Source organism: Pseudoalteromonas sp. NFXS39, assembly GCF_040148775.1.
Classification (GTDB): domain Bacteria; phylum Pseudomonadota; class Gammaproteobacteria; order Enterobacterales; family Alteromonadaceae; genus Pseudoalteromonas; species Pseudoalteromonas apostichopi.
In genome coordinates, this window is the sequence record NZ_JAGDEC010000004.1 from 125,027 (window position 1) to 142,862 (window position 17,836).

The window sequence follows — 17,836 nt, forward strand, 5'->3', positions numbered from 1 at the left end:
TGCGGCTTTACTTTTTCGCGACACTTAAATGTTAACTTAGCGAAAATGCACGCCTGTAATATCATACTCAGCAATAAAGCGGCCACCATAAGTGTCTACAAACATAAACTCCATCTCTACTTTTTCTCGTTGGCCTTTATGTTCAAGCAATTCAATAATAAAGTATTTATTCGAATTAAGGTCAAAAGAACGGCCTTGCGTTTCTCGTATAATATTAAACTTTGTAGGGTTACCGATTCTGTCAAAGTACTCAAAAAGTACGTTTAAACCGCGCGCATAAATCCCTGAGGCTCTTTGTGAGGAATTAGGTTGTTGTTGGGCCAACAACCACGTTTTGTCTTTTTGATTTACAGCTTTAATAAACTCAGTAATTAATTGTTGGTGTTCAACCAAAGGCGGCATATTTACTTTTTTAAGTGCTTGTATGAGTTTATCACCCGCTATACCTGTTCTCGCTATGTAATTATCAAATCCGGCCTCTATCGACATATAACTTAGATAGTCAGCAAGACCATCTCTGTACACCTGTTCAAATGTGCCATATTCTTCCGAGAGAATACGTTCAAGGCGATTATAGAAAGAAAAAGCATGCGCAGAGTCTAATTTTTTCAATTCCGAAGTATCTATCAATTGACCAAAAAGTAGTGCATTTAAGTCAATTACATTCGTTTTGTCGTCAAACGTAACTATTTCTTTAGCCCACTCTTTATTGGCTTTGGCAAGTTGCAAATAGTAACGTTGAAAAGGTGCACCATGCTCATCAGCGATGGTTATTTTCTTTGTCGAAAAGTCATAAATTTTAGCGTTTTTTGTAGGGCCAGTTCTAACACTTACCTTAAAGCCTTTTGACAGTGCAGTAAATTTATCAGACTTCTCAATCACAACTTCCTTTGAAGCAAAAACAGTCGTCGTAAAGAGCAGTAAAAAGCTGGCAACGAACCATCTAGCAGTTTTCATATTAATTCCTTTTTATGCTAAATTCAGGTTTACCTAGTACAGGTTCAAAGATAACTTAAATGTATATTAAAATGGTAAGTAATTGAAGCCCAATGCAAATGCTAGGGTTTTAGGTTTATAACGTTAATGTCCTGTCATTTTGTAATTAAGTAACATATCTTAGTGATTAGGCCATATCGTTACTATGAGTGGCCTTGTTGTAACTCCTTATAGTTCAGCTGTCACTATTCCAACATGGGGTAAGTTGCCAGATAGTATCCAAGTTACAATATCTCTCCTTTTATAATTACTAACGTCTTCACTTAAAGTCAGGCTCTGCACATGTCGTTGAAATAAATGCTGTAAGTAAGGGACACGAAGGTGATCAATATTTGAATCCGACTTTGTTAGACCTCATATTCTGCTTGATGGATATAAAGTAAAGTTATCACGCATGCCTTCATTAACAACGCAGTGATTTGTTCGCTACTTAGAGGCAGGCGACTTTAAAAACAAAAGCCACAGCAAGTGCTGTGGCTTTTGTGTCAATGCGTTAGTAAAACTTACTTCAATGCGTCTTCAACAACTGGGTAATGATCCCATACTTGTTTATCGCTCACTGAACGAAGTAACTTGATGTATTCAGCGTGAGTCCAAGCAAGCGGTGTTGCCGAGTTTGTGCCCTCACCTAGCTGATAACCAGCTTTATTGTTACCTACGCCATCCCAAACTTGTTCAGGTAACATCATGCCTTCATTGGCAAAAGCTTCCATTCCTTTTACATAGGTGTCTTTAATCGCTTGTTGCTTCATCGCATCTAGGCTATTGGTTGCGTTTGCCGCAGCGATTTCATAGTGACCACGCTCACCCGTGAAAAACGGCCATACACGACCACGTTGACCAGGGGTGTTGTTACCACCTTCAGCGTAGTTGTTACCGGTCACTTCATCTTCACCGTAACCATCGTTACCATAGCGACGGTAACCAGGGAATGAACCTGAGCCATCAGCAAAGTTAAAGGTATAGCGTACTTGAAGGTTATCAACTAAGGTTTCGTCATCATACTCTGGTAATGTTTTTACAATGCTCGGAGCAAGTGCATCACGTACACCATAGCGTACAAGCTCTAAGAAACCACCATCAAGGATTTGCTTTTTATCAAAGCCTTCACGACCATTATTGGCATTAAGCGTAGTTGATGAGTTTGGATCTTTGTCTTGACCGATACGAATGAAGTATTCACCATCACTGTCTTCAGACTTAAGATTACCTTGAGTCGTAAACATCGTGCTTTCAATTTCACTGTTATAGGTTTTAGCCGTTGCTAGGTAACGCTCTGCATTTTTAGTGTCACCTGCTTTTTTAGCAATATCAGCAGCTGTCACTAGACCTGCAACAACCGCAGCTGTTGTTGATGGAGAAAAACCATTTTGTTCTTCCCAGCGCTCTTGTTGCGTTGCTGGAGGTGTAATTTGCGTGTCGTTCCAAAGAATTTTGGCAAGGCCACCATCAACCAAGAAATCAGCAGCTGGTTTTAACATTTTGCCATACCAATCTGTCAGCTCTTGATCGCTAAGTACGCCTGCTTGATGAAGTTTCCAAGCTAACATAATTGGCATTGCTGTTTGGTCAAGCTGTACACCTACCCACTCAAGTTCACCATCAACATGTGTCTTTTGTAAGAACCAGCCAGTGTCACCACCATTGCCTAGTGTGTTATCTGTTACTTGTACTTTTTCTAGATACTCAAACGCCGTTTTAGCAGTACGTGCATCACCCATGGCCATAAATGCCATTGCAACTTGATAGAAATCACGAACCCAAACCGCTTTATAACCGGTAGAACCTGTTTTAGCCGAAACCGTTTCACCCCAAGGGTTAGAAAGTGACGCAATTAAAGCACCTGCATGAGTTTTATCTTCTTGCGCTTTTAACACCATAGCACTGGTATAGAGCAACTTACCATTATCAGCAGTGCTGTTAGTTAATGTGCTCAAAGGTTCAAGGCTTGTTAAGTAGTCTTGCCAACCAATGGCAGCACCTTCACCGTTATATGCAGCAAGCACTTTTTGATAGCCTTGGTTTAAACTTGCTTGACCTTCTTTGAGGCTTGCAACTTCAGATTTACCAAAGCTTAAAGCTAAATCAAAGGTGGTGTTTTTTGATACTTCGCCCAGCTCTGCAAGTAAGCTTACATTACCCGACTTATCACCGGTATTTTGGTAAGTAGTTGGTAAAGATTGCGATGCTCTCAACTCTTTTAAGTCATCACTTACACCCGTAAAGCCAACGCTTGCTTGTTTGAATGGTTGAGCGGCTTGTAAAGATAAAAAGTTATCATCTTGCCAAGCAACTAGACCCTTGTCAGTCACTTTTGCAAAATCATCTAAGCCATTGTTATCGATATAAGGATTCACATTAACGTAGGCTTTCACATCTTCAAGGTCTGTATTAAATACACTACGAACAAACAGTGTTTGCCCGTTAGGATCTGTAAAGATATGTTTTTCTAAGGTGAAACGACCTTGCTTGTCTTTACTTACTACTTTGTACGCAAGCGATAATGGGCGACCTGCGTCATCTTTATATAAATAATCAATGCTTACATCCAGATCATCGTTCTCTGTTACGGTAAAATCTTTACCAACGACAACAAATTGCATATCTTTGATTTGTGCTTGGTGAATTAAACCAAACATGGTTTCTGTGATCATGCCTTTAGCAATTGAAAACCAAACTTTTGATACTTTGCCGGTAGCAGCTGCGTCGCTATAGTGACCGTCTTGGTATTGCTCATAAGAGGTACCAATACCTGTTTTACCAGAATATGCCCAAAAAGGCTCAACACCCGGTGCACCCGGTGCAGAAACTTGGTCTACCGCTATATTTGCTGATTGTTCTGAACTACAAGCTGTTAAACCTAATGCTAAAAAGCTTGCTGTAATTAGATTAAATTTTTTCATTGTGTGTCCTTATTATTGTTGCTTAACGCGCAGTACGGCGACCGCTGCTAGTACGAATGACACTGCACCTAGCACTAACGCATAAATCGGTTGATTATCAAAAAGGTGGCGTAAAATTAGGCCTAATACGCTTGCCGCTAAAAGCTGCGGGATAACAATAAAGAAGTTAAAGATACCCATGTACACACCCATTTTCTTACTTGGTACTGAGGTACTTAACATTGCGTATGGTAAAGAGAGAATTGACGCCCAAGCAAAACCGACCCCAATCATTGGCCAGATCAGTAAACTTGGATCTTTAATAACAATAAAGCTGACCAGCCCTAATGCACCTAACACTAGGTTGATAGCATGGGCCATTTTTAGTCCCACTTTTTTAACGACAATCGGAATACACAGTGCTGCAATGGCAGCAAAGCCATTGTAAGCGGCAAATAACACACCAACCCAATCCGCACCATTGTTGTATGCAAGTGAGCTTGTATCACTGCTGCCATAGTGGAAACTTGTTACCGCCGAGGTGGTATAAATCCACATTGCAAACAATGAGAACCAGCTAAAAAATTGTACCCAAGCTAATTGCTTCATTGTTTCTGGCATAGTGAATACATCATTCACAACTTGATAAAAGCCACCACTGGTTGCATTTTTAGCTTTTAGAGCACCGGCTATAAATTGAATAACACCAAAACTAATCAAACCACCAGCAAGCAAATAAAGCTCTTTTTCAAGAGATAGACCTGTAACAATTCCAAGAACGACAAGGCCAAGAACCGTAAAAATTGCAGCCCCTTTGTTAAAATTCACATCGCTTTGAACATCGCTCGAGTCATTGCTTTGCTCTTGCTCATGAAAACTTTCTAGCTCTTCTGGGGAATATTCTTTAGTGGTAAACACAGTCCAAAACACTGCAATAATTAAAACTACTGCACCAAAGTAAAACGAAAATTTTACAGAATCTGGGATTTGTCCAGCTGGTGCTGTATTGGCAATATCGAACCAGTTAGTCATCATCCAAGGTAATGCCGACGCGACAACCGCACCGATACCAATGAAGAAGCTTTGCATTGCATAACCAGTTGCACGTTGCTTTTTAGGCAGGTTATCACTAACAAGTGCACGGAATGGCTCCATGGTCACGTTAATTGACGCATCCATGATCCATAGCATACCCGCTGCAATCCAAAGGCTTGGTGAGTTAGGCATAATGAATAACGATAACGTTGTTAGAATAGCCCCATAAAAAAAGAACGGACGACGGCGACCTAACTTATTCCAAGTTTTATCGCTCCAATAACCGATGATCGGTTGTACAATAAGACCTGTAAGCGGCGCTGCAACCCAAAGGATTGGAATGTCATCAACATTGGCACCTAAGGTTTGAAATATACGGCTCACATTACCGTTTTGTAATGCAAAGCCAAATTGGATCCCTAAGAATCCAAAACACATATTCCATATTTGCCAAAAGCTTAGCGTTGGTTTGTTATTAGTCATAATCAGCCTTTAGAGTAAATACTGCACTGCTTAAACCATTCATTTGTAATTGAATTGGCCCATTCGTTGTTGCCTCAGAAATCACAATGTCGGCATGATTTTCTAGGTTATCAGTTAACGTTAAATCACTGTGGTTAAGCTTAGGTAACAACGCTTGGTTAAGGTTAAGCTCAACATTTTGTGGGTTCTCTGAAAAATTACTTACTACAAGCACCAGTTGTTGGCCAAGCTTACGCGTAAAGGCAATGACTTGCTCTGAACCCGTCAATTCAACCGCTTGCATGTCACCACCAACAATGGCAGGAAGCGTGTTTAACGACATTAACTTAGTGTAGTAAGCGCGTAGATCAGCTTGCTGCTTTGAAAGCGCACCACCATCGAATTTACCATTATTCATCCACGCTTGATGCGCAGGTACACCCATGTAATCGAAGATACTTGTGCGGGTTGGGTCGCCAAAGCCACCATCTTCAGAGCCATCTTCACCGACAGCTTGACCAAAATAAAGTAATGTTGGCGAACGCGACATTAATGTAGAAACCACCATAGCCGGCTTACCTTTTTCACTGCTGCCCGCGAAATCTGGGCTAGCAATACGTTGCTCATCATGGTTTTCTAAAAAGTGCAGCATGTGCTCTTCAATATCAGCCACTTGGCTTTGGATATCGAAAATAGTATCCGCTGATTGCTTGCCTTGCATCACAGCTTTAACTGTGTCGTAAAAACCGACTTTGTCGTAAAGGTAATCCATCTTACCTTGCTGGATATATGGGCGGTAAAGCGTTGGGTTATAAACCTCAGCCAAAATAAAAGCATCGCTTTTTTGCATCTTGATTGATGAATTTAAAAAGCTCCAGAACTCAACAGGCACCATCTCTGCCATATCATAACGAAAACCATCGACACCTTTATCTAACCAATAAAGCGCGATATCGCGGAATTTATACCAGCTATTTGGTAGCTCTTTATCTTGCCAAAATGCGTAGTGCGCACGGTAATCTTTATCAGCGTAATCAGCAGGTAGCGTCGGGAAATCGTAGCTGCCATCTGGTTTCACGCCGTAATTAATTTTAACTGTTTCGTACCAATCATTGATGTCAGGTTTAGCTGCACGTGCCCCATTACCCGTCCATTTTGCTGGTGTTTCAGCAAACTGATTATCTGCTAGAGGATGCGGGTTACCACCTAACACTTGGTAGCTATCGCTGGTAGGAACTTGAAATGACTGCCCTGTTACATAGTAAAAGTTATTATCGCGAGCATAAGTTTTCGTCGTGTCATCTTCAGCACCAAAATCTTTAACACCTTCAGGCTTTGCGACCGACTCATAGTTACGCGCTACATGGTTTGGCACAATATCAATAACAACTTTCATACCGTGCTCATGAGTACGATTGATTAGCTCTTCGAACTCTTCTAAGCGGCGCTCAGGGTTAATTGCTAAATCAGGATTAACATCGTAATAGTCTTTCACTGCATAAGGTGAGCCTGCACGGCCTTTTACAACATCAGGGTCATCTTGTGACAAACCGTATTCGGTATAGTCAGTTACTAAAGCATGACGCGGTACACCTGTGTACCAAACATGTGTTGTACCTAGCTCTTTAATGCCTTGTAATGCAGCATCATTAAAATCAGCGAATTTACCTACTCCATTTTCTTCTAATGTACCCCACGGTTTATTGGTGGTATTTGTATTACCAAATAATCGAGTGAATACTTGATAAACCACAGGCTTAGAGATAGCTGCTTGGCTCGATTCTGATTGCTGCTTTTGCGTGTTCTGCTGTACTGGCGCATCGTTACCACAGGCAGTTAAACCTAAAACCGAAGCCACTACTAACGCAGTTAGTTTGTATGTTGTCATCATTACTTCATTTTTCTGTAAATATCAGTTAATACTAATGTTAAGGGCTGCATACGGACAGTAAATGCATACGTATTCAGCCTATTAGTTGCAATTATTCAAGCTCGATTAAGCGTGCTTGCATAGCTTTTAAGCGGATTGGCGCTGCAAGTTCAACGCGTTTTTTGCTGATTAAATCTCGTCCTTTATTATTGCCTTTCAGCACTTCTTGCATGTAGCTTAAATCCCAATCAATAGCTTGTTGGTTTTTGTTAAGAACGACCAATACAGTTTGGCCATTATGCTCTCTCACATAGCTGTAAACGCCTTGCTTTGGTGAAAAATGCATTAAACGACCTTCACTTAGCGCTGGTTTTTCTTGGCGCAGCTTAAGCAGTTTTTTAATGGTACTTAACATCTCTTGCTGATCAGTTGAAAGGCCTTTGCCTGTGAATGCATTTGTTTTTTGACCCGTAAACCCACCAGGGAAGTCAATGCGAATATCACCGTGGTCATTACTTGGCGTGTTATCAAGCAAAAGCTCTGTACCGTAATAGATTTGTGGAATACCGCGAGTTGTTAACAGCAGCGTCATGGCTAATTTAGTTTTTGCGAGGTCTTGACCAAGCTCAGTGTAAACACGGCTCATGTCATGGTTATCAGCAAACACTAAAATGTTATCTGTATCAGCATATAAAAAGTCATTCGCCAGCGATTGATATACTTTTATCCAACCTGTATTCCAGCTTTCTTCTTCGTTAAGTGCATGGATTAATGCTTCTTGTAATGAAAAGTCCATCACACTTGGTAAATCAGAGGTATATCCATCTTGATTGACTTTGCCGCGCTGCCAATAAGATGCAATTGCCGGGTTGGTTGTCCACTCTTCGCCAACAATATTAAAGTTTGGATACTCGGTCATAATCGCTTTAGTCCAATCGGCTAAAAACGCTTTATCTGAGTATGAATAGGTATCAACACGAATGCCGCTTAAGTTGGCGTATTCAATCCACCAAATGGCATTTTGAATCAAATAAGTTGAGAGTAACGGCTGGCGCTGATTTAAATCAGGCATCGACTCAACAAACCACCCATCATTAAATTGACGTTTATCGTATTGGCTGGCATGAGGGTCTTGAATTGTTTGTCTGGCGTGGCTTGTGGCATTTTTACCGTTTTCAAACTTGCCATCAAAATTAACCCAATCTACTGTTGGCATGTCAGTCATCCACTGATGCGATGAACCAAAGTGGTTAAGTACCATGTCCATCACTAAGCCGATACCATGCTCTTTCGCTTCTGCTGATAAGGTTTTATAAAGCGCATTACTGCCCATACGCGGATCAACCTTGTAGAAGTCAGTAATAGCATAACCATGATAAGAATAACTTGGCATGTCATTTTCAAGCACAGGTGTTAACCAAAGTTGCGTTACACCTAAGTCCTCAAGATAATCTAAGCTATTAATAACACCTTGAATATCACCGCCATGACGACCTCCTTTGAAGCTCGGATTTGCAGCCTCCTGCATACCTGCAACGCTGTCGTTACTTGGGTCACCATTTACAAAGCGATCAGGATTGATTAAATACAGCGTATCTTTGTTTGTAAAGCCATCGCGGTTGGCACTTTGCTTATCTCGAGCATTTAATGGGTAAGTAAACGTTGTGCCATCTTCAGCTTTAAAAGTCAGTTTTCCCGGCTTTGTATTATCGCTGATGTTTAAATCTAAAAAAGCGTAGTTAGGGTTATTTGTTGTTGTCACCCCTTTAAACTCAACGCCCTTGTAAGGCATCATTTGCCACGCTTTGTTAGCAATATTGTTATCGTAAAGCATTACTTGCAAAGAATCGTTTTGCATTCCAACCCACCAATTTTCTGGTGAAGCGGTAAGTGCAAAACTCGCTGTCGAGTTAAAAAGTGTAAATGCGGTCGTTAACGCTAAAAATGTCTGTGTTTTTTTCATAATTAATTTTGTACTTTTTCTAAAAATTGACTGTGACTCGGTAGCTGCTCTACGGTGTTATTAATCAACGTTTTTAAATTACTAAATAACTCATTTAACTGCTCATCAGATAAGGCATCAGTTAATGGATGATGATCGTCTGCAATAAGACCTTGCCCTATCATGACTTGCTGCCAAGCAACTTCAGCAAATAGCTCTTCGTCTTCTCTTACGAGCTTGCCGCTGGATTTAAATAGCTCAATTTTATTTTTAAGACTGCTTGGAATATCCATGCCTTTGCAAAAACGCCAAAATGCAGTGTCATCACGTTCAGTTAGCTTGTAATGAAGGATAATAAAGTCACGAATTCGCTCAAATTCTGTTTTACTTTGTTTATTAAATTCATCAACTAAGCTTTGCTTAATACCTTGATGAGGAAAAAACTTAATTAAACGAATGGCTGCACTTTGAATTAAATGAATACTGGTCGATTCTAAAGGCTCTAAAAAACCACTCGATAAGCCAACCGATACCACATTTTTATGCCACTGCTTTAAACGACGCCCTGTTTTAAATTTAATAATACGTGGCTCTGTCAATGGCTTAGCTGGTAAGTTGTCCAGAAGCTGTTGTTTAGCTGATTCATCAGATAAGAAACGAGACGAATATACAAGGCCGTTTCCTACACGATGCTGTAATGGAATTTGCCATTGCCAACCAGAGTCTTTTGCAATTGACCGTGTATAAGGAATTGCATCCGTAGCGGATTCACTTTGCACTGCAACAGCACTATCACAAGGTAGCCAGTGTGACCAATCTTCAAAACCTGTATTGAGTGTTTGTTCTATCAATAAGGCACGCAGGCCTGTGCAATCAATAAATAAGTCGCCATCCATTTGCTTGCCATTTTGCATCAGCAAAGAAGTAATATATCCGCTTTGATGGCATTGATTAATCGATTCAATTTTGCCTTCGATACGTTTTACGCCCCGTGATTGCGCTAATTCTTTTAAGAATTCGCCATATCGTGTGGCATCAAAGTGATAAGCATAATGTAAGCCTGCTAATTGGGTATTAGGAATATGACTAAGGTGGGAAAATTTATGTGCTTTTGCAGCTTGGTAATTAAGTGAGAAATCCCAAAAATCAGGCGCGTTTTGTGTTTGATTTGCTTTTAGCCAAAAATGATAAAACTCACAAAACGGAAAGTCTTTACCTATCTCACCAAAGGCATGCATATAGCTATGGCCTTGGCTGCGCCAATTTTCAAACTCGATACCTAGTTTAATCGTTGCGCCAGTGGCCTTTATAAATTCTTTTTCAGAAATGCCAAGCGCACCATTTAGATGCAAGATAGGTGGAATGCTCGCTTCGCCTACACCAACAGTGCCAATTTCTGCTGATTCAATAAGCGTGATATCAAGCACTTTCCCAAGCACTTTATTAAGTAACGCAGCGGTTATCCAACCAGCGGTACCACCACCGGCAATCACTACCTTTGTAATTTTTTTTGATTCCATAGTACACCTAACGCCAAATTCAATTCATTGAGTGTAGCTCACTGATAAAAAAAAGCCCTTGTAAAACAAATCACAAGGGCAATTTTCTATCGCTGTTTTAGCTAATTACAGCTTATAGCTGAAGCCTAACAGGAATGTACGACCGTAGTCTTGGTAATCACGTACTTGAAGTGAGTTATCACCTTGTAGTGATGTAAACGGCTCTTCAGTGATGTTCTGTACTTGGAAAGTGACAGATAAACCGTCAAGGCTCTCTACACCACCTTCGCTGAAGTCATAACCAATTTGAGCATCCCAAATTGTTTCGCCTTTAATATCAACTTGTGTAGTAGCAAAACCTAAACCGTATACGTCACCTTTAAAGTCGCTACGCTTACGCATGCTGGTACGCGCTTGGAAACCATTACGCTCAAAGTAAACTGTTAAGCTATCGATTTGATCAGATAGGCCAGGTAGCTCATAGTCGTTACCATTTTGGTCAGTTAAGTCTTGCTCAACACCTGTATGGCTTGCGATTAGGCCAAAACCGTCTAAAGATTCGCTGAACATTGTGAACGGTAGTGTTAATGAAAGCTCATAACCCCAAAGGTCACCAGAACCACCATTTACTTTACCAGAACCAGTACCAGTTGAAGTCGCAGGGATTTCACCAGTAGACGGGTCAGCTACACCACTCATATCAATTTCATAAGTACCATCGAAAATCCACTGAGTGATATCTTTGTAGAATACAGCTGCAGCGAAATAACCTTCTTCATGGAAGTAATTTTCGTAGCTTAAATCAAAACCAGTTGCTTCTTTAGGCTCAAGCTCTGGGTTACCACCAGATACACTCCAGTAGTTACCGTTTTCATCTGGTTGTTGATTATAAGATGCATTAACTGATGAGTTCATTTCGTCTAAGCGAGCACGAGAAATCGTTTTCGCTGCGCCGAAGCGTACAGTTTGCTCTTCATCAATTGCAAACGATAAATTGATGCTTGGTAAGAAGTGGCTGTAGTCATGGCTTACATCGGTCTCTGATACAACAACTAAACCATCAACAGTGTTTGCAGCAAAACCCTGTGAAGACTGTTCAGTTTTCACATAACGAACACCAATATTACCTGTTACAGGGATTGAACCCAGCTCAGCATTGATATCAGCTTGAGCAAAGAATGCTGTTACTTCTTCTTGTACAGTCCAAGATTGTGTTTTGTGCTTTGAATCAGTAAGGCTTTCTTGAAGAAGGTTATAATAACCATCATTTACTAAACCATTGGTATCATAAGCAACCATGTTACCCATGCCGATGAAATCAAGACTCGCTGTACCTAAGCGGTATTGCTCCGGGATTGATACCATGCCAGGGTTCGATAAAGAGAAGTCTTTTAATGTCATGAAGTAACCTTCCGACAACTTACTCTTTTCACGGTCACGGTATGACATACCAAATGACACTCGGCTGATGTAAGCATTATCAAGTACTTTGCTTGCAGCAAGTTTTAATGTGCTTAGTTCATCATTAATTTCTGGCGCATTAATAAAGCCATCTTGCGCTGTATTTTGATACTCAGTACCTGTTAAACCATACTTATCGTTAAGTGCAGCACTTGCACCCCAAGATAATGGGCCACCAAGTTGAATTAAGTCGTAGTCACTGTAATCAAGGTTATGACTAAATTGCGCGCCAGTGTTACCACCGTCAAACTCATAGCCGATTGTATCAGCAACACCATTCGCGTCACCTCGACCTGTACCTGAGTAGCTTTCGATACTCCAAATTTGACGTTCAACCTCAGAACGGCTTACGTCAAATTCTACTGACCAATCATCGCTAATGTCATATTTTGCATTAAAACCAAACTGAGTGAGCTCAGCATTACGCTCTTCGTAGTCATTACGAACAACAACACGTTGGCCTTCTGTTACTGCACTAGTAATGAAACCAGTGTCAGCGTCAACAACTGCTGAACTTGGGTCGATTGAACCTTGGCCCCATGCGAATGGAACTTCTATACCACGTAGGATTTTTTCATCTGAGAAATCTACATATAAGGCATCAAATGTCATGTTTAAGCGATCAGTCGGCGCAGCTTCAATTACAAGCATTGCTGTATCACGCTCAAGAGTCGATGAACGTACAAATGGCTTAGCACCACCTAAAATTGAGTATGTATTGCCATCTTCACCCGTAAACTCAGGATAACCCCACGAGTTCCAACGTTTTTCTTGGTTTGGTGAGCTCATCGTGTTGTATGCAAATGCAACACCGATTGTGTCATCAGCAAATTGGTCAATGTATGAGAACGTACCGCGGAAACCTTGGTCGTCACCGTCTGGATTTAATTTATCAAAACCTGTTTGCTCATATTGACCGTTGAACATGATAACTTGTTCACCTTTACTTAAAGGTTTCACAGTTTGCATGTCGATTACACCAGCAATACCTTCAGCTTCAATACCTGCACTTGGTGTTTTGTATACCGTTACGCCACTCATAATTTCTGATGGATAAAGGTCAAATTCTACACCACGGTTGTCACCGATTGATACTTGCTCACGACCGTTGAATGTCGTTGCACTTTCGTTTTCACTGAAACCACGAACACTTACACGGCTAGCTCGACCGTCTAGGCGTTGTGCTGTTAAACCAGGAAGGCGTGCGATTGATTCTGCAATTGATGAATCAGGTAATTTACCGATATCTTCTGCAGAGATTGACTCAACAACTTCAGGAGTGAAGCGTTTAGTATTAATAGATTCTACAACACTGCCACGAAAACCTTTAACTTCGATAACTTCAACGTTATCGTTTTTCGCTTTTTGGTCTTCTTCTGCAGCATACGCTACAAAGCTATTTAAACCTGCGGCTGTTAAAGCCAGAGTTAATATACTTGGTTTGAACATAGACATGATGTTTTCCCATTACCCAAATTGTAATGCCAACGTGTTGCAGTTATTCATTAACATAATAGCTGAAATTCGCTGACTGATTTTGTTGTCGAATTGAATATTAACGCTCTGATTATTTTCTTAACAAATTTATGCATACGTATTCAGCGTAGCTCACCCTCACAAAAATTAACAACATTTTTACAAAACCAACCTTCAAGCCACTGAATTTAAAGTGTTTAATGATTTTTACGTCTTAGTTAATAGTAATGAAACATTTTTGCTATATTTAAGAACCTAATTTGGTTACAGAAATGGATACTAAGCCATTTATCTCGCTTAAATAGCGACATGACGCAATTATATTAGGAACAGACCTGCAAGAATGATAATTGGTCTTACCAATTGTGATGGTGCACCATTCTGGTGTAATCCAGCTATTTTATGCACCAAGCTGGAGTTTTCATTTGTTGATAAGAGAAGGAATATCTAATTGGTAAGTTTTATTAATTGATATTCGAGTTGTTTACTTTTAAATCAAGTTAATGAATTTTACTGAGCACATAGATGAATTTGGCGTGCATACGTATGCAGAGTTTTTACAGTATCTCACCCTTCACGTATGCTTTTGACATTCCGGCAACATATTGCATTAACGGTTGCCTAACAGTTTACATACACTGAGTGTCACGATGGAGAAAAACATGGCTCAAAAGCAGTGGTATAAAGGTGCGGTTATTTATCAAGTTTACCCGCGCAGTTTCCAAGACACCAATGGCGATGGCATTGGTGATATCAAAGGTATCATTGATCGCATTGATTACATTAAAAGCCTGGGTGTTGATGCTATTTGGGTTTCACCTTTCTTTAAATCGCCAATGAAAGACTTTGGTTATGACATCAGTGACTACCGTGATATCGACCCATTGTTTGGTAACCTTGATGATTTTGATGAACTCATTGCACAAGCGCACCAACGTGATATTAAGATCATTATTGATCAGGTATTGAGCCATACCTCTGATCAACATCAATGGTTCCTTGATAGCCGTGAAGATAAAACTAACGACAAAGCTGATTGGTATGTATGGGCTGATGCAAAGCCTGATGGCACACAACCAAATAACTGGTTATCAATTTTTGGTGGCCCTGCATGGCAATGGGAACCGCGTCGTGGTCAATATTACTTACATAACTTCTTTGCTGAGCAGCCAGATTTAAACTTCCATAACCCTGAAGTTCGTAAAGCAGTATTAGATAATGTTGAGTTTTGGCTTAAGAAAGGCGTTGATGGTTTCCGCTTAGATGCAATCAACTTTTGCTATCACGATGCTCAATTACGTGATAATCCAGCTAAGCCACCAGAGAAGCGTCAAGGCCGAGGCTTTAGCGAAGACAACCCATATGCGTTCCAGTATCACTACTACAATAATACGCAACCTGAGAACCTTAGTTTTATGCAGGACATCCGCGCCCTACTAAACAAGTACCCAGGCACAGTTGCTCTAGGTGAGATTTCATCAGAAGACTCACTAGCAACCATGGCTGAGTACACATCAGGTGGTGACAAACTTCATATGGGTTATAGCTTTGAGCTACTGACAAACGACTATAGCGCGGAATATATTCGTAATACAGTTAGCACTTTAGAGCAGCGCATGACTGAAGGTTGGCCATGTTGGGCATTTAGCAACCACGACGTTGAACGTGTTGCTAGCCGTTGGAGTCAAGGTGAAAAAATTGAGCCTCAGCAATGTAAGATGCTAACAGCCCTACTTGCTTCATTACGTGGCAGCGTATGTATGTACCAAGGTGAAGAGCTTGGTTTAGGTGAAGCTGAAGTTGCATTTGAAGACTTACAAGACCCATATGGCATCACATTCTGGCCAAACTTTAAAGGCCGTGACGGTTGTCGTACACCGATGCCTTGGGATGCAACGGATGCAGAGCAAGCTGGCTTCTCATCAGTAAAACCTTGGTTACCTGTGGGCGATGCGCACAAATCAGTTGCGGTAAATACGCAAGATCAAGATAAAGATTCGATTTTGAATGCCTACCGTGAATTTATGGCATGGCGTAAAGATAAAAACGTTCTCTTAGAAGGCGATATTGAATTTATAGATACGCAAGAGCCTGTGCTTGCTTTTTATCGAACGCTTAACGACACTAAAATGCTTTGTGCATTTAACTTGGCTGCGCAAAGTAGTGAACTGACAATCTCTGACTCTGTGTCTTCACAGCATACTGAGATCTCTCATCACACAGCTGAATTAAACAATAATACAGTCACTCTGCCCGGGTTCGGTTGCTTTTACGCAACCCTGAATTAAGAATCAGTTGTTAAAAACCAAGCCCTGCTATTGCAGGGCTTTTTTATGGAAGATTGCTATTAATGGTTCATGGTTTTACTATTTATGTAATCCGTTAGCGCAAATAACACCCCCGACACCACAAAAGTAACATGAATTAACACCTTCCAGAGTAACTCATCTGTGGAATGATTGTTTGAGCTGATAAACACTTTTAAAAGCTCGACAGCCGATATAGCAACAATTGCACTGATCAATTTCATCTTAAGACCCGAGAAACCAACCTTACCCATCCAAACAGGTCGATCTTCGTGATTTTCTATATTTAACTTTGAAACAAAGTTTTCGTAACCACTGAAAATGATAATAAGCAAAAGCCCTGCTAGTAGCGCAGTGTCAACTAAAGTCAAAATGCCCACCAAAAGCTCTTGGTTTGACGCAGTGAACGTATTTAAGGCCATACTGTATAAGTATTTAAAGAACTTTAGCAGCAGTAATACCACAGCGACTAATAAGCCAATAAAGAATGGCGCTAATAACCAACGCGAGCGAAAAATAAAACTCTCAACAACGTGTTCTAGCTTGCTTGGTACTTTCTTTATTTTTGAATGAGTCACTTGTTCAGACATAACTTAATTCACTTTTCTTTTTAAAATTAGCGCGATAATACGTGTATTAGCCTCACCATTGCTAGCCTTAGAGGTAAAAAGAGTGGTTATTTTTTGCTTATCTTTACGATAAAAAAATTTCGTTATCTTTTTTTGAAATTTAGTTTATAAATTCACTCAAGCAAAGTGAGATACACATTGCGCACCATTACTGTGCAATTGAGCCGGTAATAATTACTTTTGTTGATTAGGAATAATTAAATGAAAAAAGCATTGCTAGCACTAATTTTGGCACCTGTTTTAAGCGTGTCAGCAACGAATGCAATCGCTAATGAAGCACCAGAAGCATCAGCTGAAATGATCAAAGAATACACCGAAATGTGTTTAAACTGGGCAAAAGATGATGACATCAGCAACGAAGAATTAAAGCCATACGTATTAAAGTGTGTGAACGATGAGCTTGAAGCTGAAGGCTATAAAAAAGTAAAAGACGTACAAATCTAATTTTACGCCAGCTTAGAATATGGAAAACCGGAATGACACAAAGATGTGCGCTCCGGTTTTTTGTTATTAATGGCTGTAATAATCAGCGAATGCACTTAATAAAAATAATAACGAACCTATCATGAATAACACCACCCCCAATGTGGCATATTCTATAAATGCAGGTAAAAATAAGGTACTACCAAAGAAAAAGGCGCATGCTGATAATATATTTACCAACGCATTAACCCTAGGTGCGAGTGTAAACTTCATAATTATTCTCTACTCCGTTAACTCAGGGATAAAGTGAAACGCTTTAACGATACGGTTCCAACTATTAATCTCTAACACAATTGCCGTCAGTGCCACGACATCTTTTTCAGTAAATATTAAAGACACTTGGTTGTACACATTGTCTTCAACATGCTTATCAATGATATTTGTTAATGCTTCTGCCCAGGCTAATGCTGAAACTTCTTCCTCTGAGAACACTGGAACTTCACGCCAAGCAGCCAATACATCTAATCGTTGCTGATGCTCTCCATGGCGTCTTAACTCTGCTGAGTGCATATGCTGACAAAATCCACAGCCATTTATTTGCGACACTCTGAGTCTTACTAGATCTACAATCCTACTAGTTATTTTTGAATCTTCTGGTAGTGTGCTCAGTCCAGTTAAATGTTCAACAAGTCCTGGGTTAAGTGAATATACCTGCTGTTGGGATAAACGAGTTTGCATTATAAATCTCCTATCTTAATAATGGAGACAGAATAGCAACTGATTAAAAGCAAAGATTGGTAAAAAACGACATTAGCAAATGTCATAAAAGCACAAAAAAAAGGATTGCAACTGCAA

General features: G+C 40.2%; 12 protein-coding genes and 1 pseudogene. 2 read left to right on the top strand and 11 right to left on the bottom strand.

All coding sequences use genetic code 11. The features are described from left to right. Positions 1-36: 36 nt before the first annotated feature. The 8 genes and pseudogenes from J3455_RS09180 to J3455_RS09210 form a co-directional block, all read right to left on the bottom strand. Positions 37-957, bottom strand: a complete 921-nt coding sequence (locus J3455_RS09180) for a hypothetical protein (protein WP_178927038.1) — start codon at positions 955-957, stop codon at positions 37-39. Between the two features lie 207 nt (positions 958-1,164). Continuing rightward, positions 1,165-1,335 (bottom strand): annotated as a pseudogene (locus J3455_RS19835) (DUF1287 domain-containing protein); the annotation flags it as partial. A 164-nt stretch (positions 1,336-1,499) separates the two neighbouring features. Then, positions 1,500-3,899 carry a glucan 1,4-alpha-glucosidase gene (locus J3455_RS09185; protein ID WP_349561577.1) on the bottom strand — a complete coding sequence of 800 codons (2,400 nt, stop codon included), beginning with the start codon at positions 3,897-3,899 and terminating at the stop codon, positions 1,500-1,502. Positions 3,900-3,911: 12 nt separating this feature from the next. Next, a complete protein-coding gene (locus J3455_RS09190) occupies positions 3,912-5,396 on the bottom strand; it encodes an MFS transporter (RefSeq protein ID WP_167657846.1) in 1,485 nt (494 codons plus the stop codon). Further along, entirely contained in the window at positions 5,389-7,263 is a 1,875-nt protein-coding gene (locus J3455_RS09195) for an alpha-amylase family glycosyl hydrolase (protein ID WP_484581178.1), read from the bottom strand. Before J3455_RS09195 ends, J3455_RS09190 begins: the two co-directional genes overlap by 8 nt. 94 nt (positions 7,264-7,357) lie before the next feature. After that, positions 7,358-9,208 carry a glycoside hydrolase family 13 protein gene (locus J3455_RS09200; protein ID WP_349561579.1) on the bottom strand — a complete coding sequence of 617 codons (1,851 nt, stop codon included), beginning with the start codon at positions 9,206-9,208 and terminating at the stop codon, positions 7,358-7,360. A 2-nt stretch (positions 9,209-9,210) separates the two neighbouring features. Then, on the bottom strand, positions 9,211-10,707 hold the full coding sequence (locus J3455_RS09205; RefSeq protein WP_349561580.1) for a tryptophan halogenase family protein: 1,497 nt from the start codon (positions 10,705-10,707) through the stop codon (positions 9,211-9,213). 105 nt (positions 10,708-10,812) lie between these two features. Further along, positions 10,813-13,602, bottom strand: a complete 2,790-nt coding sequence (locus J3455_RS09210) for a TonB-dependent receptor (protein WP_130051338.1) — start codon at positions 13,600-13,602, stop codon at positions 10,813-10,815. A 683-nt stretch (positions 13,603-14,285) separates the two neighbouring features. On the opposite strand from J3455_RS09210, the gene J3455_RS09215 reads away from it, so the two are divergent. Further along, on the top strand, positions 14,286-15,911 hold the full coding sequence (locus J3455_RS09215; protein WP_130051337.1) for an alpha-glucosidase family protein: 1,626 nt from the start codon (positions 14,286-14,288) through the stop codon (positions 15,909-15,911). A gap of 59 nt (positions 15,912-15,970) precedes the next feature. Here the strand turns inward: J3455_RS09215 and J3455_RS09220 are convergent, their stop codons facing one another. Next, on the bottom strand, positions 15,971-16,519 hold the full coding sequence (locus J3455_RS09220; RefSeq protein ID WP_130051336.1) for a TIGR00645 family protein: 549 nt from the start codon (positions 16,517-16,519) through the stop codon (positions 15,971-15,973). Between the two features lie 240 nt (positions 16,520-16,759). On the opposite strand from J3455_RS09220, the gene J3455_RS09225 reads away from it, so the two are divergent. Continuing rightward, positions 16,760-17,002 (top strand): hypothetical protein, encoded by a 243-nt coding sequence (locus tag J3455_RS09225; protein ID WP_054551458.1) that lies wholly within the window; start codon positions 16,760-16,762, stop codon positions 17,000-17,002. 66 nt (positions 17,003-17,068) lie between these two features. Here J3455_RS09225 and J3455_RS09230 read toward each other — a convergent pair whose 3' ends face one another. Continuing rightward, a complete protein-coding gene (locus J3455_RS09230) occupies positions 17,069-17,254 on the bottom strand; it encodes a YrhK family protein (RefSeq protein WP_130051335.1) in 186 nt (61 codons plus the stop codon). A gap of 9 nt (positions 17,255-17,263) precedes the next feature. Continuing rightward, complete coding sequence (locus J3455_RS09235) at positions 17,264-17,719, bottom strand: carboxymuconolactone decarboxylase family protein (protein ID WP_130051334.1); 456 nt, start codon at positions 17,717-17,719, stop codon at positions 17,264-17,266. Positions 17,720-17,836: the final 117 nt, after the last annotated feature.